The sequence below is a fragment of the Myceligenerans salitolerans genome (assembly GCF_017349295.1).
Taxonomy (GTDB): domain Bacteria; phylum Actinomycetota; class Actinomycetes; order Actinomycetales; family Cellulomonadaceae; genus Myceligenerans; species Myceligenerans salitolerans.
In genome coordinates this window covers 258,095-277,710 of the sequence record NZ_JAFMPK010000044.1, presented here as the reverse complement: position 1 = coordinate 277,710, position 19,616 = coordinate 258,095, and the positions used below count along the sequence as shown (strand labels likewise).

19 protein-coding genes are annotated in these 19,616 nt (G+C 70.3%); 12 read left to right on the top strand and 7 right to left on the bottom strand.

Translation table 11 applies throughout. From position 1 onward, the window contains the following. The first annotated feature begins 41 nt into the window (after positions 1 to 41). From J0911_RS12270 to rplI, 5 genes are all read left to right on the top strand, one after another. Entirely contained in the window at positions 42 to 2,675 is a 2,634-nt protein-coding gene (locus J0911_RS12270; RefSeq protein WP_207275717.1) for a transglycosylase domain-containing protein, read from the top strand. Positions 2,676 to 2,853: 178 nt separating this feature from the next. Next, entirely contained in the window at positions 2,854 to 3,144 is a 291-nt protein-coding gene (rpsF, locus tag J0911_RS12265) for a 30S ribosomal protein S6 (RefSeq protein ID WP_207275716.1), read from the top strand. A 110-nt stretch (positions 3,145 to 3,254) separates the two neighbouring features. Beyond that, entirely contained in the window at positions 3,255 to 3,803 is a 549-nt protein-coding gene (locus J0911_RS12260) for a single-stranded DNA-binding protein (RefSeq protein WP_207275715.1), read from the top strand. A 107-nt stretch (positions 3,804 to 3,910) separates the two neighbouring features. Further along, positions 3,911 to 4,147 carry a 30S ribosomal protein S18 gene (rpsR, locus tag J0911_RS12255; protein ID WP_123816122.1) on the top strand — a complete coding sequence of 79 codons (237 nt, stop codon included), beginning with the start codon at positions 3,911 to 3,913 and terminating at the stop codon, positions 4,145 to 4,147. 17 nt (positions 4,148 to 4,164) lie between these two features. Next, complete coding sequence (gene rplI, locus J0911_RS12250; RefSeq protein WP_207275714.1) at positions 4,165 to 4,614, top strand: 50S ribosomal protein L9; 450 nt, start codon at positions 4,165 to 4,167, stop codon at positions 4,612 to 4,614. A gap of 102 nt (positions 4,615 to 4,716) precedes the next feature. On the opposite strand, the gene J0911_RS12245 is transcribed toward rplI, so the two are convergent. From J0911_RS12245 to J0911_RS12225, 5 genes are all read right to left on the bottom strand, one after another. Then, positions 4,717 to 5,523, bottom strand: a complete 807-nt coding sequence (locus J0911_RS12245) for a response regulator transcription factor (RefSeq protein ID WP_207275713.1) — start codon at positions 5,521 to 5,523, stop codon at positions 4,717 to 4,719. Next, the gene (locus J0911_RS21130; protein WP_307865058.1) at positions 5,520 to 6,929 is read right to left on the bottom strand and encodes a sensor histidine kinase; all 1,410 of its coding nucleotides are present in this window, start codon (positions 6,927 to 6,929) and stop codon (positions 5,520 to 5,522) included. The genes J0911_RS12245 and J0911_RS21130 overlap by 4 nt, the downstream gene beginning before the upstream one ends. A 75-nt stretch (positions 6,930 to 7,004) precedes the next feature. After that, the gene (locus J0911_RS12235; RefSeq protein ID WP_207275711.1) at positions 7,005 to 8,117 is read right to left on the bottom strand and encodes an ArsA family ATPase; all 1,113 of its coding nucleotides are present in this window, start codon (positions 8,115 to 8,117) and stop codon (positions 7,005 to 7,007) included. A gap of 13 nt (positions 8,118 to 8,130) precedes the next feature. Then, positions 8,131 to 8,397 carry a cory-CC-star protein gene (locus J0911_RS12230; RefSeq protein WP_207275710.1) on the bottom strand — a complete coding sequence of 89 codons (267 nt, stop codon included), beginning with the start codon at positions 8,395 to 8,397 and terminating at the stop codon, positions 8,131 to 8,133. A gap of 4 nt (positions 8,398 to 8,401) precedes the next feature. Beyond that, positions 8,402 to 10,105 carry a carbon starvation CstA family protein gene (locus J0911_RS12225; protein WP_207275709.1) on the bottom strand — a complete coding sequence of 568 codons (1,704 nt, stop codon included), beginning with the start codon at positions 10,103 to 10,105 and terminating at the stop codon, positions 8,402 to 8,404. A 215-nt stretch (positions 10,106 to 10,320) separates the two neighbouring features. On the opposite strand from J0911_RS12225, the gene J0911_RS12220 reads away from it, so the two are divergent. Beyond that, complete coding sequence (locus tag J0911_RS12220) at positions 10,321 to 11,118, top strand: CPBP family glutamic-type intramembrane protease (RefSeq protein ID WP_207275784.1); 798 nt, start codon at positions 10,321 to 10,323, stop codon at positions 11,116 to 11,118. A gap of 92 nt (positions 11,119 to 11,210) precedes the next feature. On the opposite strand, the gene J0911_RS21125 is transcribed toward J0911_RS12220, so the two are convergent. Continuing rightward, complete coding sequence (locus tag J0911_RS21125; RefSeq protein ID WP_207275708.1) at positions 11,211 to 11,990, bottom strand: DUF305 domain-containing protein; 780 nt, start codon at positions 11,988 to 11,990, stop codon at positions 11,211 to 11,213. 117 nt (positions 11,991 to 12,107) lie between these two features. On the opposite strand from J0911_RS21125, the gene J0911_RS12210 reads away from it, so the two are divergent. After that, the gene (locus tag J0911_RS12210) at positions 12,108 to 13,586 is read left to right on the top strand and encodes an LVIVD repeat-containing protein (protein ID WP_307865057.1); all 1,479 of its coding nucleotides are present in this window, start codon (positions 12,108 to 12,110) and stop codon (positions 13,584 to 13,586) included. 71 nt (positions 13,587 to 13,657) lie between these two features. Beyond that, the gene (locus tag J0911_RS12205) at positions 13,658 to 14,458 is read left to right on the top strand and encodes a DUF305 domain-containing protein (RefSeq protein WP_207275707.1); all 801 of its coding nucleotides are present in this window, start codon (positions 13,658 to 13,660) and stop codon (positions 14,456 to 14,458) included. 32 nt (positions 14,459 to 14,490) lie between these two features. On the opposite strand, the gene J0911_RS12200 is transcribed toward J0911_RS12205, so the two are convergent. Next, the gene (locus J0911_RS12200; RefSeq protein WP_207275706.1) at positions 14,491 to 15,306 is read right to left on the bottom strand and encodes an MBL fold metallo-hydrolase; all 816 of its coding nucleotides are present in this window, start codon (positions 15,304 to 15,306) and stop codon (positions 14,491 to 14,493) included. A 135-nt stretch (positions 15,307 to 15,441) separates the two neighbouring features. On the opposite strand from J0911_RS12200, the gene J0911_RS12195 reads away from it, so the two are divergent. The 4 genes from J0911_RS12195 (at position 15,442) to J0911_RS12180 (ending at position 19,607) form a co-directional block, all read left to right on the top strand. Next, positions 15,442 to 16,359, top strand: a complete 918-nt coding sequence (locus J0911_RS12195) for an ABC transporter ATP-binding protein (RefSeq protein WP_207275705.1) — start codon at positions 15,442 to 15,444, stop codon at positions 16,357 to 16,359. Further along, positions 16,359 to 17,534 (top strand): ABC transporter permease, encoded by a 1,176-nt coding sequence (locus J0911_RS12190; RefSeq protein ID WP_207275704.1) that lies wholly within the window; start codon positions 16,359 to 16,361, stop codon positions 17,532 to 17,534. The genes J0911_RS12195 and J0911_RS12190 overlap by 1 nt, the downstream gene beginning before the upstream one ends. A gap of 123 nt (positions 17,535 to 17,657) precedes the next feature. Beyond that, on the top strand, positions 17,658 to 17,864 hold the full coding sequence (locus J0911_RS12185; protein ID WP_207275703.1) for a hypothetical protein: 207 nt from the start codon (positions 17,658 to 17,660) through the stop codon (positions 17,862 to 17,864). Between the two features lie 147 nt (positions 17,865 to 18,011). Beyond that, complete coding sequence (locus J0911_RS12180; protein ID WP_207275702.1) at positions 18,012 to 19,607, top strand: outer membrane protein assembly factor BamB family protein; 1,596 nt, start codon at positions 18,012 to 18,014, stop codon at positions 19,605 to 19,607. The last annotated feature ends 9 nt before the right edge of the window (positions 19,608 to 19,616 follow it).

Genomic DNA, 19,616 nt, shown 5'->3' with positions numbered 1-19,616 from the left:
TCGGGCACCGGCCCCCACCGAACGAGAGGAAGAGGCAGGACGTGGCTACTTGGAGTGCCCCGCAGATCCCGCCGTTCCGCCCGCGTGCGCGTACCACCTTCTGGAACTACCCACGGCCGTACCGCACGGGCTGGAAGGCGTGGCTGCCGTCATGGCGGTTCGTCGTCGGCGTGATGCTGGCCGGCGCGTCGGTCGTGGCCGGCGTACTGATGGCCGCCTGGACGAGCATCACCATTCCGGCCGAGCTCGACAACATGGAGACCACGACCGTCCGGTACGCCGGGGACGGGGGCAAGCTCGGGGAGTTCCGCGGCGACGAGGACCGCAAGATCGTCACCGTGGACGAACTGCCCGTCTGGGTCGCGAACGCGGCGGTGGCCTCCGAGGACCGTGGCTTCTATGCCGACAACAACCTGGGCATCAGCCCGAGCGGCATCGCCCGGGCCGCGATCACCGGTGTCGGCGGCGGCTCCACGCTGACGCAGCAATACGTCGAGCAGGCCTACACCAGCTGGAACCCGAATCCCACGTACGTCGACAAGTTCGAAGAGATGATCCTGGCGATGAAGATCCGGCAGGATCCTGAGACGTATCCGCCCGAGGAGATTCTCGGGGAGTACCTGAACCGGATCTATCTCGGCAGGAGCTCGTACGGCATCGAGACGGCGGCGCAGGCCTACTACGGGAAGTCGGCGGAGGACCTGACACCGTCGCAGGCGGCATTCCTCGCCGGGATCATCCCGTCCCCGAACGCCTACGACGACACCGAGTGGGGCCACGACTGGGCCGAGGGCCGCTGGGAGCGCACGCTCTACTTCATGCACGAGGACGGCTACATCGACGACGAGCAGTACGACGAAGCCGTCGCGGGCGGATTCCCGAAGCCGCAGAAGCACCAGCAGTCCTCGGCGTACTCGGGGCCGAAGGGCTACATCCTCAAGGAGGTCGAGCGCGAGCTGCAGGCGAACGGGTTCAACCTCGAGGACCTTTACCAGGACGGGCTCGTGGTGCACACCACGATCGACAAGAAGCTGCAGAAGGCGGCGAACGAGACCGCCAAGCTGCCCAAGGACGCCAACACGCCCTTGACGAGGTCCGCGCTCGTCTCGATGGACCCGAAGACCGGCGCGATCCGCGCGATGTACGGCGGGCCCGACAAGTCCGACCCCGCTTACGACCTGAACGCCGCGACGGACAACTGGCAGCAGGGCGGCTCGACGAACAAGCCGTTCACCCTGATCGCAGCCCTCGACCAGGGCATCTCCCTCGGCACCCAGTTCAACGGTGACGAGCCGCAGACGTTCGACTACTACACCAAGAAGAACCCTGAGACCGGCCTCGAGGAACCGGCCGAGGTGACCAACTTCGACAGCAAGGACTTCGGGAACATCGACCTGGTGGAGGCGACGGCGAACTCGGTCAACACCGTGTACGTCCAGCTCAACAACGAGGTCACGCCCCAGGCGACGCAGGAGGTCGCCAAGAAGCTCGGTCTCGACGTCGAGGGTTCGATCGCGTACCGGAAGAACCCCGAGAACCCCGGTGAGACGACGAGCCAGATGTCGAACGTGCTCGGTACGTCCTACGTCTACACGGTCGACCTGGCGCGCGCGTACGCGACGATCGCGAACCAGGGAGTGCGGACCACGCCGCACCTGGTCGACAAGGTGGTCAACCCGGACACGGGCGAGGTCGTCTACCAGTCCGAGGTCACCGAGGAGCGGGTGTTCGACGAGGAGGTCATGGCCGGCGCCACCTACGCCATGTCCCAGGTGGTCGACGACGAGGCCGGTTCCGGGCACTATGCCCGCCAGTACATCCCGGAACGCCCTCTCGCCGGGAAGACCGGCACGTCGAACGACAACTACGCGGCGTGGTTCGCGGGCTTCACGCCGCAGCTCGTCACCGTGGTGAACGTCTACCAGTACGACCCGCAGGGGCGTGACGGCAAGGGCGAGTTCCAGCAGGTCACGCCGTTCGGCGGGTTCGCCCAGATGACCGGTGGTACGTGGCCCGTCCAGGCGTGGACGTCGTTCATGGTCCGGGCGACCGACGGGATGCCGGTCGAGGAGTTCCCCGAGTACGAGTACGAGGAGCCGGAGCCATCCCATTCGCCGACCCCGACCGGCCAGGCGGAGACCGTCGTGGTTCCGACCGGCCTCATGGGCAGCACCTGGGGCGAGGCGCGCGGGGTGCTGACGGGCGCCGGGCTGAACGCGCAGCCGCAGGAGGTGGAGAGCGAGCTGCCGCCGGATACGGTGGTCGCCGTCCAGAACGAGGGCCAGGAGGTTCCGCGGGGCTCGACGATCGTGGTCCAGATCTCCGGCGGACCGGGCCAGAACGTGTCCGCGGTGCCGGGCGTCGTCGGCATGCAGCAGCGGGACGCGGAGCACGAACTGAGACAAGCCGGATTCGGTGTCGATGTCCAGGTCCAGCCGTCGGAGCAGGCCGAGGGGACCGTGCTCCAGCAGAACCCCGGACCCGGCTCGCAGGCGCAACGAGGGTCGACGGTGACGATCTGGGTCTCCGACGGCTCGCTCGACGACCCGACGGACGGCGCGACGTGTGGCGTGTTCGGGAATCAGCCGTGCGACGAACCGACCGGCGAACCCACCGGCGGTGCGAGCGAGGAACCCGGGCCGGGCGGCGGGAACAACGGCAACGGCAACGGCTGAGCCCGTCGTCACCGATCCTGCCTGGTGACTCGTGCCACCCCGTTCGGCTTCGGCCGGAGCGGGGTGGCACGGTAGACTCGGCCCCTGCTGTGCTCGGTGCTGCCGGGCACGGCGACGTGAGAACCCTCCTGTCACGGAACGACCGTGACCGCTGAGACCAGAGGAGGTGGGTATCGACATGCGTCAGTACGAACTGATGGTGATCCTGGACCCGGAGGTCGAGGAGCGCACCGTTCAGCCGTCGCTCGAGAAGCTGCTCACGGTCGTGAAGACCGACGGCGGCACCGTCGACAAGATGGACATCTGGGGTCGTCGCCGCCTGGCGTTCGACATCTTGAAGAAGTCCGAGGGCATCTACGCCGTCGTCGACTTCACGTCGACGCCGGACACCGCGAAGGAGCTGGACCGCCAGCTCGGCCTGAACGAGGCCGTGCTGCGGACCAAGATCCTGCGCACGGACGCCCGCTGAAGTATCTGCTGAGCTGAGGTCCCCTGGGACACTGCCGCCGAACGGCGCGTGTCAGTGTCTCGTGATGGGATGCGACGAAACGGCGTCGAGACGAATCGAGGAACTTGGTAATGGCTGGCGAGACCGTCATCACAGTGGTGGGAAACCTGACCGGTGACCCGGAGCTGCGCTTCACCCCGTCGGGTGCGGCAGTAGCCAACTTCACGATCGCTTCCACGCCGCGCATCTTCGACCGCCAGAGCAACGAGTGGAAGGACGGGGAGACCCTGTTCATGCGCTGCTCGCTGTGGCGGGAGGCCGCGGAGAACGTCGCCGAGTCGCTGACCAAGGGCGTGCGCGTGATCGCGCAGGGCCGCCTGGTGCAGCGCTCGTACGAGACCCGCGAGGGGGAGAAGCGCACCGTCGTCGAGCTGCAGGTGGACGAGATCGGTCCGTCCCTGCGGCGCGCCACGGCCAAGGTCACCCGGGCCCAGCGGTCCGGTGGCGGAGGCTTCGGAGGCGGTGGGGACTTCGGGGGAGGCGGCCAGAACTCTGGCGGCTTCAACGGAGGTTCCGGCGGAGGCTTCAGCTCGTCCGGTGGCGGTCAGCAGGCCGACCCGTGGGCCACGGCAGGCCCCGCGTCGTCCGGTGGCGGGTTCTCGGAGGACCCGCCGTTCTGATCGGCACCCAACCCAGACACCATCTTGTCGTGCCCGATGGCACGGCCCGTGCGCGGTGCGCACCGGTCGGCCGGGGCGCGGCCCGCACCTGAAGAAGGAGCAACACCATGGCGAAGCCTGTGGTGCGCAAGCCCAAGAAGAAGGCCAACCCGCTCAAGTCCGCGAAGATCGACAACATCGACTACAAGGACACCGCCCTGCTGCGTAAGTTCATCTCGGACCGCGGCAAGATCCGTGCCCGTCGCGTCACCGGCGTGACCGTGCAGGAGCAGCGTCAGATCGCGAAGGCCGTGAAGAACGCCCGCGAGATGGCTCTGCTGCCGTACACGTCGACGGCTCGCTGAGGAAGGGATCGAGAATCATGGCAAAGCTGATCCTGACCCACGAGGTGACCGGCCTGGGTGAGCCCGGCGACGTGGTCGAGGTGAAGGACGGGTACGCCCGGAACTTCCTCATCCCCCGTTCGCTGGCCACGCCGTGGACCAAGGGTGCCGAGAAGGACGTGACCGCGATCCGCCGTGCCCGCAAGGCGCGCGAGATCGCCACGCGCGACGAGGCGAAGGCCCTGGCCGACTCGATCGCCGCCAAGCCGGTGACGGTCACGGCGAAGGCCGGCCCGGGTGGCCGCCTGTTCGGCGCGATCACGACCGCGGAGATCGCCTCCGCCGTGGCCGCCGAGGGTGGCAAGTCCGTGGACAAGCGCAAGATCGAGATCGGTCAGCCGATCAAGTCCACCGGGGACCACACCGTGTCGATCCGCCTGCACCCCGAGGTGTCGGCCAAGATCGCCGTCAAGGTCGTCGCGGGCTGACAAGCCGGACACCGAACGGGCCCTGGATCCCAGCGGGATCCGGGGACCGTTGGCTTGCACGGGTCTCCCGTCACAGAGGGCGGCCCCGGTGCGCGGTACGGGTCACACCAGCCCGTGCCGATGCGCCAGCACCACGGCCTGGACGCGGTCGCGCAGGTGGAGCTTGGACAACAGGTTGGACACGTGCGTCTTCACCGTCGCCTCGCCCAGCCAGAGGCGCTCGGCGATCTCGCCGTTCGACAGACCGGTGCCCACCAGTTCCAGGACCTCCCGCTCCCGCGGGGTGAGGGTGGCGAGCGCCCCGTCGTCGACGGCGTTCGGCGCGGGCGCCCTGTCGGATGCCGCTCCGTTCGAGGCCGCGGTCCCGGACGCCGGCGTCCAGCCGGACGTCGCAGTCCCGCCGGCGACGGACGTCCTGCCCGGCCCCCGCGTTCCGCTCCGCGTCGCCGCCCCGTTCGCCGCCGGCAGCTCGCCGGGACCCGCACCGGCCCCGCCGTCGACCATCTGCCGGATCACCCGCCGGGTGATCTCCGGCGCGAGCAGCGCGTGGCCCGCCGCGACGGTGCGGACCGCCTCGACCATCCGCTCGGCGTCGGAGTTCTTCAGCAGGAAGCCGCTCGCCCCGGCCGACAGCGCCTGGAACACGTACTCGTCGTTGTCGAAGGTCGTCAGGACGAGCACCTTCGCGAGGTCGTCCGCGACGACGCGCCGGGTCGCCTCGATCCCGTCCATGACGGGCATCTGGACGTCCATGAGCACGACGTCCGGCCGTAGTTCGCGAGCGAGGCCCACGGCTTCGGCCCCGTCGGCGGCCTCCCCGACCACCTCGATGTCGTCCTCCACCGAGAGGATGAGGGAGAAGCCGGAACGCACCAGCTGCTGGTCGTCCACGAGCAGGACCTTGATCATGACCGGCCTCCCTCGGCCTCGACGAGTTCGGCGGAGCGGTCCGCCAGTCCTCCGTCGGGCAGCGGGAACCGGACCCGGACACGGAATCCCACGGTGGCACGGGGGCCGGCCTCGACCACGCCGTCGTGGGCGGCGGCGCGCTCGCGGATACCCACCAGCCCGAGCCTGCTTCCCGACGTGCCCGGCCGTGGGTGTCCGTCGTCGAGCACCTCGACCTCCGCCCAGCCGTGCGGCATCGCCGAGTCACCACGGCCGTCGACGCGCAGCGTGACCGAAGCGCCGCGCGCCGTGGAGTGCTTCCGCACGTTGTTCAGCGCCTCCTGGGTGGTGCGGTACAGCGCCGCGCCGATCGGCCCCGGGACGGCCCCGCTCGCCCCGCTCGGCTCCTCGACCAGCTGATACGTACAGGTCAGCCCATCCGTGGCATCGCCGGCAAGCATGGCGATCCCCGCGAGGTTGGCCGTGCTGGCCGAGTTCGCCGGCGCGGTGTCGCCCTCCCGCGTCCCGTCCACCTGCCGCAGCGTTCCGACGAGACCGCGCATCTGTTCGACGCCCTCCCGGGACGACTTCTCGATGACGCTCAGCGCCTCGGCCGCTCTCTCCGGGTCCTTGGTGAGCACGCGCCGTGCCGCGGCAGCCTGCACGCCGATCACGGAGACATGATGCGCGACGACGTCGTGCAGCTCGCGTGCGATCCGCAGACGCTCCTCCAGCACCGCGTGGTCGCGGAGCTCGCGTCCCTGCCGCTCGATCGTCGCCGTCTGTTCCGCCACCTGCTTGCGGCGTCGGGCGCCGTGCCAGGCGAGCTGGCCCAGGATGATCGCACCGCCGAAGTACGCGACGTTCACGAGAAGCTGGTAGAGCGTCATGGACACCCAGGGCGAGATCAGCCCCGGATCCACACCGCCGAGATGCTCGAGGAACTCGTCACGCACGGCGGCGTCGGTGAGCTGGACCGCGATCCAGCCGAACATCGTCAGGAGCACGACACCGACGGCGATCAGCATCGCGCGCCGGTCCCGCGCCCAGGCGACACCCGAGTACAGCGCCATGAAGTAGGTCACCTGCAGCGTCGCGACCTGGGTCACCGCGCCGTTGAACAGTCCCGTCCCGAGGAACAGCGCGTACACGGTGAGCATCGCGACGATCGGGAAGCGGCGGCGCCATGCCAGCGGGAGCGCCGTCACCCCGGCGAGAAGGTGGGGCAGCCACTCGGGGCTCTCCGGCGCGCCGCCCATCCGGAACATTCCCGCGCTGCGTCCCAGTTCGGTCGCGGCGATGGTGAGCACGACGATGCAGGCCCCGACGACGAGGTCGTTGTGGAAGGCGCGCCGCGGGTCATCGGGAACGTGTTCCCAGTCGGCGTCGACGCCGAACCATCGTGCGAGTCGGGCAAGGGTGTTCACGACCCTCACCCTAGATGTCCGACGGCGACGGCGGCTTCCCCCTGCGGTCGGAGCCGCGTCGCACGGGCGGCGGCGTCAGAGTCCGGCGAAGCGTGCCAGCGCCTCCTCGCCGACGACGTCGTGCGGAAGCAGGTCGGCCTCCGCGCGGGGGACGGCCGCGAGCGCGTCGTCCAGGGTGCGCAGGTGGTCCTCCTCCCGAGCGCGCCGCGCCCGCAGCAGGGAACCCGCGGCTTCCGGGGAGCGCTTGTTGACGACCAGAGCGCCGACGTCGACCCCCAGTGTCACCAGTTGCTCGTGCAGTGCGATCGTCTCCAGCACGGGGAGCCGCTCGGCGGCCAGGACCAGCACGAACGACGTCGTCGCCGGGTCGGTCAGTACCTCGCGCAGGCGTTCGAACCGGGTCCGGCGACGCAGCAGGACCCGCCGGATCTCCCCGTCCCGCTCGGCGCGTGGATCGCGCCGGCCGACGAGCCCGCCGGCGCCGTCGTCGTCGGTGTCGTCCTGCGCCAGGCCGCGTAGTGCGGCCCCGAACCTGGCGGACCGCTCCTGCCTGCGCAGGAGGCCCTCGGTCCAGGCGGACATGGTCTCGGGCAGCGCCATGAGGCGGGCCGTGTGGCCGGAGGGCGCGGTGTCGAAGACGACGAGGTCGTACTCGGCGAGGCCGGTCTCGACGGCGTCGGCGATCCGCTCCAGGACGGCGGCCTCGTGGGTGCCGGGCGCGTCACGAGCCAGTTCCAGGTGGCGCGTGACCTCGCCCGAAAGGCGCTCGGGCATCAGTCGTCGCAATGTCCGCCCGACCTCGTCGAGGTGTCGTTCGACGGTTCGTCCCGGATCGATCTCGACCCCGTCGACGTGCCCGGCCCCACCGGGCGTGGTGAGGCGGGTGGGGGTGTCGCCGACGGCGCGGTCCCAGAGGTGGCCCAGGTTGTGGGCCGGGTCGGTCGAGACCAGGAGCACGCGGCGGCCCGTTCGGGCCTGGGCGAGTGCCAGGGTCGAGGCCACCGTCGTCTTCCCGACGCCACCCTTGCCGCCCGCGAACAGCACCCGTGCCCGCGAGGCGACGTCGTGCAGGGCATCGCCGCCGGGCCCGCGCAGCAGCCCGCCGGCGCCGCCGCCGTCGGGCACCGGGCTCGACGTCGGAGCCGAGCCGGCCGGGCCGCCGGTGCCGCCGTCGGACGGTCGGATCATGCTCCGGCTCCCCTCAGCAGCATGCGACGTTCTCCAGCGGCGAGCGGTCCATCCCCATGCGGGTGTGCCACTCGTGCACCCTCTCGTGGATGAGCGGCAGGAGCTCGATCGTGTAGTACGACGCCGGGTTGGGCACCCCGAGCGCCTCGGACAGCACGATGAGGGTGAACAGGTCGTCCTCCTCGCGCTGCGCACGCGCGAAGGTGCGGCGGTAGGGCGCGACATAGAACTCCCGGAGGCCGTCCGAGAGGTCGCGCCACCACCGCCGCACCGTGCTCATCCCGTCAGCCGTCCGTCCCGCCCGCGGACGACGGCGCCGCCGCGGTCTCGGCGTCCTCCACGACCTCGGGTCCACGCCACGCCCGGACCATGGCGACGGCGGCCTCGAACGCGACCCACAGGGACGCGACGAGGATGATCACGTCGAGCACGAGCTGCAGCCACTGACCGTTCGTGGCGAACGTGCCCAGCTGCACGATGAGCGCGTACACGGACATGATCAGTACGAACACCAACGGCACCAGTGCGGGCAGGGGGTTGCGCTTGCGCTGCAGCAGGATCACGGCGATCACCGCGAGGGTGAGGGACGCGAGCAGCTGGTTCGTGGTGCCGAACAGCGGCCAGATGACCTGCAGGCCACCTTCACCGCCGGCGCCCATGCTGAAGGTGATGCCCATCGCGACGCCCACGGCGATGACTGTGCCGACGATCTTGTTGACGCGCAGGCCCATCAGATCGCCCGCCTCCTGCACCACGAAGCGGGACAGGCGCACGCCGGTGTCCATCGTGGTCGCGGCGAACAGGATCGCGGTCGTGGCGAGGATCGTCGCGGACAGCCCGTCCGGAATGCCCAGGCCTGCGTTGACGATCGAGGCGCCGCCGGAGACGAACGCGCCGACGCCGCCGTTGCCGAACTCGGCGTAGGTCTCCTCCCAGTTGGCGAGCGTCGCGAAGCCGGCGGTCGCGGCGATGATCGCGCCGAGCGCGAGCAGGCCCTCACCGACGGCGCCGAAGTAGCCGACGAAGCGGGCGTCGGTCTCCTTGTCGAGCTGCTTGGACGACGTGCCCGACGAGACCATGCCGTGGAAGCCGGAGATCGCACCGCAGGCGATGGTGACGAACAGCAGTGGGACGAGGCTCGGGGTGCCCTCCGGCACGTTCTGGTTCACCGCCGGTGCGACGACGGCAGGGCTGGCGATCAGTACCGCGCCGTAGAGGATGCCGAGTGCGATGAAGAGCTGGACGCCGTTGATGTAGTCGCGCGGCTGCAGCAGCACGTGCACCGGCAGCAGCGAGGCCACTCCCGCGTACAGGAACAGCATCGTCAGCCAGAACGGTGCCGCCGAGTTCTCCGGCAGTTCGATCGGGACGGCGTCGCCCAGCAGGATCAGCGCGTACAACGCGACGACGCCGAGCACGGTGGTCAGGACGAGGTTCATGCGCCAGCGGTAGATCATCTGGCCCACGACGATCGCGACGACGATCGCGCCCCAGGTCGGGATGACGGCCGTGGGGGTGGCGATGAGCAGGTTCTTGATGACCGTCGCGAACGCGGCATTCACCATGAGCAGCAGCAGGAAGATGACCACCAGGAACAGCGAGCGGCCACGGGCGCCGATGTAGCGGCCCGACAGCATGCCCATCGACTGGCCGCGGTTGCGTGCCGACGCCCACAGGGCGCCCATGTCGTGCATGCCCGCGAAGAAGACGGTTCCGATGGTGACCCACAGGAACGCGGGCAGCCAGCCCCAGATCACGGCCACGGCGGGGCCCACGATCGGTGCCGCGCCCGCGACGGAGGTGAAGTGGTGGCCCCACAGCACGAACTTGTTGGTCGGGACGTAGTCCACCCCGTCGTTCATGGTGTGCGCGGGGGTCGCGTATTCCGGGTCCAGCCGGTACACGCGGCTCGCGAGGTACTTCGAGTACAGGAAGTACCCCCCGAGCACCATGGCGATGCCGATCACCGCCAGGAGGAGGGAGTTCACTGGTGCTCCGATCTGTCGTCGTTGACATCCTCGGCCTGGCCGCGACGCTGCGCCCAGGCTTGGATCAAACGTTACCGATCACGAACTCTACGACGACACGACGTGTTCCCGGTTCACGGCTTCCCACCGGGCGGACGGCCTTCGGTCTGTCGGGCACCGGGGACTCTCGCGGTAGTTTGCTGACCGTGACGACCGACGCCGCTCCCACCCGGACCATGACCTCCACCGTGCTGCGCTATGCCTCGGCGTTGCTGGTGTGTTCCTCCGCGATCCTGCTGTTCGCCGTACACATCCGGCCCCTCGCGTACGTGCCGCTCGTGCTCGGCGTCGCGCTGGGCCTGTGGATCGACCGGGAGCTCGGGAAGGACCTGGGACTGATCGCCGTCGGGCTCGGCATCATCTCGACGATCTCCCTGGCCGCGGAGCTGTCGAACGCCAGGATGCTGCAGTTCACGCTCGCACTGGGCGGTGCGGTGCTCGTGCCGTGGCTGCTCGCCCGGTACGTCGTGGGGCACGACGCCGTGAAGTTCCCCGTCGCGACCGGGCAACGCTGGGGCCGAGGACAGTGGGCGTATCTGGCGATCGTCGTCGTGGTCGGGTACCTGGTCCTCCCGGTCTACTTCCTGGGTTCCGGGGCCTACCTGAACTGGCCCGACCTCGAGGGAGACCAGGACATCTGGCGTCTGTTCATCGGGGTGAACGCCGTCGGGATCTGGGACGAACTGTTCTTCATCTGCGTCTGCTTCGCCCTGCTGTGCCGGCACTTCCCTGTCGCGCACGCGAACGTGCTCCAGTCGATGATCTTCGTGTCGTTCCTGTGGGAGCTGGGCTACCGGGAGTGGGGGCCGCTGCTGACCATCCCGTTCGCCCTGGTCCAGGGATGGATCTTCGCGCGGTTCAAGTCCCTGCCGTACGTCGTGACGGTGCACCTGCTGTTCGACGCCGTCGTCTTCGCCGTGCTGGTCCACGGGCACCACCCGCACCTCTTCGACATCTTCGTGACGGCGCCGTAGGGGCCGGGCTCGCGCACTCCGCGACCGGCTTCCTGTCGGCGACAGCCGCAGGACCTGCACGCGCCATGCGGCGCGAGCGGTGGCAGAGGCCCTCACAGCTCCGTCAGCATGTCCTCCATCCGGTCGATCTCCGCCGCCTGGTCGACGCCGATGTCGGCGGCCAGCTTCTGGATCGACTGGTCGATACCCGCGCCGGCCACGTCCGAGCACATGGAGATCGCGCCCTGGTGGTGCTTGATCATGCCTTCGAGGAACAGGCGGTCGAAATCCTCGCCGGATGCGGCCTCCAGCTCGGCCATCTCGGCGTCGGTCAGCATCCCGGGCTGGAGGACCGCTTCGTGGTCGTGCGCGCCCTCGGGGGCTCGCGGCCCGGTGCCGTCGTCGCTCTGCGCCAGAACGGGCACGGGCTGGTCGCGTTCCGCCAACCACTCCGACATCAGCGCGATCTCGGCACGCTGGGTGTTGAACATCCGATCGGCGAACGTCTTCAACTGCTCCGACGCCGCCCGCTCCGGGACCCAGGACGTCATCGCCACCGCCTGGTCGTGGTGGTAGATCATCCCGGTCATGAACTCGGCGTCCGCGTCGTTCCACTGGTCCTCGGCCGGGACGCCGTCGAAGTCCTCGGGTGCCACCGTCTCGGCCGGTTCGCCCGGCTTCCCCGGCTTGAGCACCACCGACGACGGAGTCGACACCGTCCCCGGGTCGTCCGTCGTGGGGGTGCAGGCCGCCGGCAGCACTCCCAGCGCGACCACGAGCACACCGGCCCGGACCGCCCGGAGCGGCCACGGCCGTCGTCGTCCGGGAACGGCGTGGGCCGGCTCGGTCGCCGGGGCCGGAGCCGGGGAACTCTTCACGCTGCCTCGTGTCACGGGTAGATCATCTCGCTAACTCTGTCACCGGCGTGTAAAAAATGTCCCAGAATGCTGGACGAAACCTCGATAGAACGCAAGACTCGCAAACGACCCTAGCAAGGAGGTGTGACGCGCGTGCGTCGATCAACCCTGAAGAGATCCCACCTGAGGGGCGCCGCCGGAGCTGCTTTGTCGCTCACCCTGGCGGCCGCAGCGGTGGCGACGGTGGCACCGCTGGCGTCGGCCGAACCCGGTGATGGAGCCGGTGCGGCGGACATGTCCACGACGGCCGAGGCGACTGCCGACCCCGACGTGGCGCCGGGCGAGGTCGCCGGCTTCAACATGGAGCACACGAGCAACGTCCCGAAGAACGGTTCGCTGCAGAGCACGGGCTCCGACATCGCGTTCCAGGGCGAGTACGCCTACGCCGGCAACTACGACGGCTTCACGGTCTACGACCTGTCGAACCCGGCGGAGCCGGTCCAGGCGCTCCAGGTGTACTGCCCGGGCGGCCAGAACGACATCTCGGTCTACAAGGACATCCTGGTGCTGTCCACGGACTCGCGCCGGACGGACGACTCGTGCAACAGCCAGGCCACGTCCGACCCGGAGAACTACTGGGAGGGCATCAAGATCTGGGACATCTCGGATCCGCTGAACCCCGAGTACGTGAAGTCGGTGGCGACGGACTGCGGCTCGCACACCCACTCCCTCGCGCCGACCAAGCGCGGCAAGGACCTGTACGTCTACGTCTCGTCGTACTTCCCGAGCGACCAGCTCGCCCACTGCCAGCCGCCGCACGACCTGATCTCGGTCGTCAAGATCCCGACCCGCGACCTGGAGGCGGCCGAGGTCGTCGCGGAGCCGGTGCTGTTCCCGGACGGTGGCTACGAGTCCCCGTCGGGCCCGGACAGCTACTACTCGACGTCGGGCTGCCACGACATCACCACGTACGTGCAGCTCGATCTCGCGGCCGGCGCCTGCATGGGTGACGGCATCCTCCTGGACATCTCCGACCGGGAGGAGCCCAAGGTCATCAGCAGCGTGCGCGACACGGAGAACTTCGCGTTCTGGCACTCCGCCACGTTCAACAACGACGGCACCAAGGTCGTCTTCACGGACGAGCTCGGCGGTGGCGGCCTCGCGACGTGCACCGACGAGTTCCGGCCCGAGCAGGGTGCGAACGGTATCTACGACATCGAGCGCACCTGGCACCACGGCAAGAAGGGCAAGGGCAAGTGGGGCGGCAAGGAGCTCGTCTTCAAGTCGTACTACAAGATCCCGCGCGTCAACACCGAGGACGAGAACTGTGTGGCGCACAACGGGTCGCTGATCCCGGTCAAGGGCAAGGACCTCATGGTCCAGTCCTGGTACCAGGGCGGCACCTCGGTGTTCGACTTCACCGACTCCGAGAACCCGACGGAGATCGCCTGGTTCGACCGGGGCGCCGGTCTCAGCGGCGGCGGCACGTGGTCGTCGTACTACTACAACGGCTACGTGTACTCCAACGACCTGTCGGTCGGCTTCGACACGTTCAAGCTGGACAGGTCGATCGACTGGAGGGCGAAGAAGCATCTGAAGTCGCTCAACCCGCAGGCGCAGCAGCGGTTCTGACCCCTGCGCGCGGGGCCGTCATCACCTCCGGGTGATGGCGGCCCCGCCGTGTTGTGTGGGATTCTCCCGGTATGAGTACCGTGCCGCCTTCCGAAGCTCGGCCCGACGACGTGCCCGACGGCGACGTACCCGACGACGGTGTCCACGACGACGACGTACCGGGCGGCGAGGCTCCTGCCGCGCCCCCATCGGGCGGCTACGGTCTGGGCAGGCGGCTGCGCGTCATGGGTGCGGTCCTGGCCGGCGGCATCGCGGCCGCCCTCGCCCTCGTGTACTGGCTGGGTGTCGCGGTCCCGGCGCAGCAGGCCGCGGAGGGCTACAACGACGCCGACCGCGTGTACGCGCAGGTCATGGCCGAGCACAACGCGCAGGCCGTGGAACTCGCGTCGCTGGCACCCAACCGCAGCGAGAACAGGCTGGTGCTGGAGACGGCGCACGGCGTCGGAACGGCGTCGGCCGAGCAGACCGACGCGCTGGCCGCCTGGCTGCGTGACCGGCGGGTGCCCGTGCCGGCGTCCGCGACGACGGCACTCGCCCTGGTCGAGTCCGGCGGGCTGGATGGCACGGCGGACGACGACGGCGACGGCTCGGGACCCCGGGCGCCGGCCGGGCTCGCCCACGTGCACGGTACGGAGACCGACCACGGCATGCTCACGCCGGAGCAGATCACCCAGCTGGCACGGCTCGACGGCGCGGAGTTCGACGCGGCGCTCATGGGCGCGCTCGTCGAGCACCACTACGGAGGCCTCCAGCCCGTGGACGAGGTGATCGCCGACGGGATGGACCCCGACGCGAAGGCGCTCGCGGAGGCGGAGAGGCAACGCATCCGCGCCGAGGTGGAGCAGCTGGTGGCCCTGCTCGCGCAACTCTGACGGAGGACCGGTCGGCAGGAGAAGGCCGACCCTCACGTCAGGTGGTCGAAGTCCCCGCGCGTCCAGGCCGCGTGTCGCTCGGCCGAGCGCTGCACGACGGCGCGGGCGTCCGTCGCGATGACCGCGTCGAAGTTGTTGTAGAGGCGGTCGAAGTCGAACCGGCTGACGTGCTCCGCGATCCGCAGCACCACGTTCCCCGACAGCGGAAGGCGGTTCGGGTAGCTGCGCATGAACGAGACCGTCCTGCGGTCCGGGTTCGCGAAGATGGTGTCGCCGGTGAGCAGCACGCCGCGGCCCTCGGCGCCGTCCGCCCAGAACGCCACGGCGTTGCCGGGGAAGTGCCCACCGGGCTGCGTGATCGTGACGCCGGGAAGGATCTCCCGATCCTCCTTCCACGTCTCGACGGCGGCGTCCGGCCGGGCCACCCACTCGGCGTCCGCCTCGCTCACCAGTACGGGCACGCCGCCGAACCGCCGGCTCCACTCCACCTGCACGCCGTACATGTGCGGATGGCTCGCCACGATGAACGCCAGTCCGCCGAGCTCCTCGACCCGCGCGACGGCGTCGTCGTCGATGTAGCCGGGGACGTCGAACATGAGGTTGCCACCGGGTGTGCGCACGATCTTCGGTGTGGGGCCGATGCCGACGTCGGGCACGGTGTGCAGCCCGAACAGGTTCGGCTCGAACTCGAAGAACTCGATGCGCCGGCCGGAGGCGGACAGCTCGTCCAGGGTGGTCCAGTGCTGCCCGTCGGCGGGCACCCACTGGCGTTCGTCGTCGCAGATCGCGCAGACATCGGGGCGCTCGGCGTGCTCGACGCCGCAGGTACCGCAGATCCAGAAGGTCATGCTCGCCACGTTACGACCTCGACCTCACTTGAGGTCAACGACGGTCCCCGGGGCCGTGGGAACCCGTCGGCAGGGGGAGACGACTCCATCTCGGGGACGATCCCCTCCGCCACGACGCCGCCCTAACGTGATCCCATGAGCACAGCACACCAGGAGGGCGACCTCGAGGTCAGGTCCCTCGTCCGGGTCTTCGGGACGGGCGACGGCGCCGTGCGCGCCGTCGACGACGTCTCGTTCCGCGCACCCGCGGGCCGGCTGACCGGGTTCGTCGGCGGCAACGGAGCCGGCAAGACGTCGACCATGCGGATGATCATGGGGGTCCTGGCCCCGACGTCGGGCGAGACCCTGGTCGACGGCCGGCCGATCACGGCCACGGACCGTCGCGCGTTCGGCTACATGCCCGAGGAGCGGGGCCTCTACCCGAAACAGGCCGTGCTCGACCAGCTCGTCTACCTGGGCCGCCTGCGCGGCATCCCGGCGCCGGCCGCCCGTGCCGAGATCCTCGGCCACCTGGAGCGACTCGGCCTGGCCGACCGCGCGAAGGATCACGTCGAGAAGCTGTCGCTCGGCAACCAGCAACGCGTCCAGATCATCGCGGCACTGATGGGGGCGCCTCGCGCACTGATCCTCGACGAACCGTTCAGCGGCCTGGACCCGGCCGCGGTCGACGGCATGGCCGACCTGTTGCGGGAGCACACGGCCCGAGGCGTGCCGGTGCTGTTCTCCTCCCACCAGCTCGACCTCGTGGAGCGGTTGTGCGAGCGGCTCGTGATCCTCCGGCGCGGACAGGTCGTCGCCGACGGCGCGCCCGCGGAGCTGGCGGCGCGCGGCACCGTGCGGCACCGGCTGGTCCTGTCCGGGGACGCCGGCTGGGTACGGGGCATGCCGGGCGTCCGCGCGGTCGACGTCGACGGTCCGGTCGCACTCGTCGAGCTCTCCGACGACGGCGCCGGCCGCGCGCTGCTGCACTCCGCCCTGGAACGCGGCGACGTGCGCGAGTTCTCGCCCGTGCGCCCGAGCCTGACCGAGATCTACCGAGAGGTGGCTGCCTGATGCGCGGCTCGAACGACTCACCCGCCTGGCTGATCGTCACGCAGCGCGAGATCGTCGCGCGCGTGATGAACAAGGCCTACCTGTTCGGACTGCTGATCACCGTGCTGCTCATCGCCGGTATCGCCGGGTTCTTCGCCTGGCAGAGTCAGCAGACCGACTCCTACGACGTCGCCGTCACGGCCGGCGACGAACTGGCGGTCACCGCCGCCGAGCAGGCCGCGGCGCAGCTCCGGGACGGCGGCGAGCTCACCGTGCACGAGGTCGCCGACGCCTACGCGGCCCGTACGGCGCTCGAGGACGAGACCGCCGACGTCTGGCTGCGCAGCGGGGCGGACGGCTGGACCCTGTCCGGCTGGCGCGAACCGAGCGGAAGCCTGACGCAGCTGCTGACGCCCGTCGTGGAACGGGTGACCGTGGCAGAACGTGCCGAGGTGCTGGGGACCAGCTTCGACGAGCTCGCCGCCGGCGGGGACCTGGACACGGAACGGCTCGACGGCGGGGACGTCGACCCGGGTGTCGTGCAGTTCGCCAGCTTCGCGCTGGCCTTCCTGTTCTTCATGGGCGCCATCGGATCGGGGCAGATGATCGCCGCGAGCGTCGTCGAGGAGAAGCAGTCGCGGCTCGTGGAGATCATCGCGTCGGCCGTGCCCCTGCGGCAGGTGCTGGCGGGCAAGGTGCTCGGCAACTCGGTGATCGCCCTGGCGCAGAACGTGCTGTTCGCGTCGGTCGGCCTTGTGGGGCTGGCCCTGACGGACTTCAAGGCCGCGGTACCGGCCATGACGGCGTCGCTCGGCTGGTTCGTCATCTTCTTCACCGTCGGCTTCGTGGCGGTCGCCGCCCTGTACGCGATGGCCGGCGCCCTGGCGTCCCGGCTCGAGGACCTGCAGGGCACCACGGCTCCCATGAGCGTCGTGCTCATGGCCGTCTACCTGACCACGTTCGGCGCCGACGGGACCTTGGAACGAGTGCTCTCGTTCGTCCCGGTGACCTCGATCGTCTCGATGCCGGTCCGGGTGCTCTCGGGCGCCGCGGACTGGTGGGAACCGGTCGTGGCGCTGCTGTTGCTCGCCGCGTTCGCGGTCGGCGTGGTACTCGTCTCCGAGCGGGCCTACCGCCGGGCGCTGCTGCAGACCGGCGGACGTGTGGGCTGGCGGCAGGCGTTGCGTGCGAGGTGAGTCCGGAGCGGGGTGAAGGGCGGTCACCAGACTGTGCCGTCGTGGCAACACGAGCGAAACTCCCGGCCTCCAGCATGGGGACGTGGGCCGACAACCCGGTCCTGTTGCCTGAGGAGGCCGACCATGGATGCCGCAACCCGGATGACGTCAATCGTCCCAGCCCCCGAGCGTTCCCGGACACGGGCGCCCGAGCGGGACCACGACAGGGGCACGCGGGACCGGCGGAACGCCGGCGACGCGCTGACCTGCGACCCGCAGGACCGTAGGCGCCGCGCCAACGCCGCCCTGCTGGACCTCGTCGTCGAGACCGCGGCGAAGCGGGGCATCTGAGCAGCGCTCCCGCCCCCTGCGCTCCGGGACGCCGGGAACCGGGCCGACGCACTCCGGCGGCGGCTCGGGTCTCGCCCGCTCCGCGAGGGACGGCAGGGCAGCACACCCCATGGCCCGTGGGGCCACCCGTATGGAAAACTCCGGGCCATGCCCAAGCAGGAGGACACCGCGCACGACGGTGACGGTGTGCTGCTCGACAGCGTGCCGGACCACATCAAGAACCCGTCCGAGCCGGGACCGGATCGCTCCGGGTCCGACACGCCGGACGAGTCCGGTCCTGGTCCGCTGGGCAGGATGCGCCGCCGCGCCGGCTCCGGCGCCCGTCGCACGGGTGCGGCGGTCCGGCGTACCGCGTCTCGTGGCGCCGGTGCCCTCGGTACGGCCGTCCGGGGCGCCCGTTCCGCGTTCCCCGCGGGCAGGAAGGCGCGGGCACTCCTCCTGGGCGGGACGGCTGTCGTCGCCGCCGGGGCGGTCGCGGGCGGGCTCCTGGTGCAGGCGCACCTGCGTGACGAGCGGCTGCGAGCCGCACCCGGCGGCGTTCTCACCCTGGCGTCGGCGCCCAGGCAGGCATGGGATCTCGATCTCGGTGACGCCGTGCCGTCGCAGATCCTCCCGGTCGGGGATCTCGTGGCGGTCACCACGGGTGGCCGTGTGCTGGGGCTCGATCCCGCCACGGGCGAGGAGCTGTGGGCCGTGGAGGTCCTGGAACCGGAGGCCGCGGCCGACGGTGCGGGCGTGCGCTGCGGCCCGTCACGACGTGCCGTCGGCTCGGTCGCGGTGCGGACGGCCGCGCCGTCGGACCCGCTGGTCTGTGTCACGGAGGGGCCGGCGCCCGAGGTCGTCGTGATCGGCGCGTCCGGGGCCGTCGAGCGCCGTGCACTCGAGACAGGGGGTGCGGAGGCCGCCGACGACGGGACGGCGCCCGTGTACGCCCCGCTGACGGACGGCGGTCTCGCGGTGCTCGCGCGTGACGAGACCCCCGTCGATCCCGGTGACGTCCGCGTCGTCGAGGGCGACGACGGTGTCGCCTCGCTGAAGGGCACGATCGAGTCCGCCCCGGGCCTCACGGTGCGCGTCGAGGACGCCGCGACGGGAGACGTCCGCTGGGGGCCGCGTACCGTCCCGTTCGATCCGGACCTGGAGAGCGCGTCGTGCCTGATGTGGGGTGAGGACGGGCCGGAGCTGGACGTCGTCGGTGACCTCAGGTGGTCGGCCGACGAACGCCGCATCGCTGCTTCCGCGTGCGGGATCTCCGCACGCTTCCGGACCGCCGACGGCGCGCCGGCCCCCGCCGACCCGGGCGCGGAGGTGCTCGTGCCGTGGGCGACCGACGACCCGGAGCTCGGTCCGGTACCCGTTCCGGAGCGGATGGCCGCCAGGGACGTCCTGGTGCGAACGGCCGGCCTGGCCGTGGCACTCACCGAGGACGGCCAGGTCATGGCCTTCGACGTCGGCACCGGTGAACGTCGCTGGACCGCCGATCCGCTCGGCGAGGATGCCGCCGCCGTCGCCGGCAGCGCGGTCTTCGGCGCGTACACCGACGGCCGTTCGGCGATGCTGGTGCTCGACGGCCCGTCGACCGGTGGTGAAGGCCAGCTCCGGCTCGTCGGTCTGAACCTGAGCACGGGGAGGGTGGTCTGGGACGTGGACCAGGACGCGCCGTACGCGCAGATCGCGAGTATCGACGGGCGCCTGGTTCAGGTGACGGACACCGGAGTCGCGGGTCTCACGACCGAGTCCTAGCTCGGCCCG

Coding starts and splice junctions, on each gene's coding strand:
- rpsF (WP_207275716.1), top strand. CDS start 2,854: ATGCGTCAGTACGAACTGATGGTGATCCTGGACCCGGAGGTCGAGGAG.
- J0911_RS12260 (WP_207275715.1), top strand. CDS start 3,255: ATGGCTGGCGAGACCGTCATCACAGTGGTGGGAAACCTGACCGGTGAC.
- rpsR (WP_123816122.1), top strand. CDS start 3,911: ATGGCGAAGCCTGTGGTGCGCAAGCCCAAGAAGAAGGCCAACCCGCTC.
- rplI (WP_207275714.1), top strand. CDS start 4,165: ATGGCAAAGCTGATCCTGACCCACGAGGTGACCGGCCTGGGTGAGCCC.
- J0911_RS12245 (WP_207275713.1), bottom strand. CDS start 5,523: ATGATCAAGGTCCTGCTCGTGGACGACCAGCAGCTGGTGCGTTCCGGC.
- J0911_RS12235 (WP_207275711.1), bottom strand. CDS start 8,117: ATGATCCGACCGTCCGACGGCGGCACCGGCGGCCCGGCCGGCTCGGCT.
- J0911_RS12230 (WP_207275710.1), bottom strand. CDS start 8,397: ATGAGCACGGTGCGGCGGTGGTGGCGCGACCTCTCGGACGGCCTCCGG.
- J0911_RS12220 (WP_207275784.1), top strand. CDS start 10,321: ATGACCTCCACCGTGCTGCGCTATGCCTCGGCGTTGCTGGTGTGTTCC.
- J0911_RS12205 (WP_207275707.1), top strand. CDS start 13,658: ATGAGTACCGTGCCGCCTTCCGAAGCTCGGCCCGACGACGTGCCCGAC.
- J0911_RS12200 (WP_207275706.1), bottom strand. CDS start 15,306: ATGACCTTCTGGATCTGCGGTACCTGCGGCGTCGAGCACGCCGAGCGC.
- J0911_RS12195 (WP_207275705.1), top strand. CDS start 15,442: ATGAGCACAGCACACCAGGAGGGCGACCTCGAGGTCAGGTCCCTCGTC.
- J0911_RS12190 (WP_207275704.1), top strand. CDS start 16,359: ATGCGCGGCTCGAACGACTCACCCGCCTGGCTGATCGTCACGCAGCGC.
- J0911_RS12185 (WP_207275703.1), top strand. CDS start 17,658: ATGGATGCCGCAACCCGGATGACGTCAATCGTCCCAGCCCCCGAGCGT.
- J0911_RS12180 (WP_207275702.1), top strand. CDS start 18,012: ATGCCCAAGCAGGAGGACACCGCGCACGACGGTGACGGTGTGCTGCTC.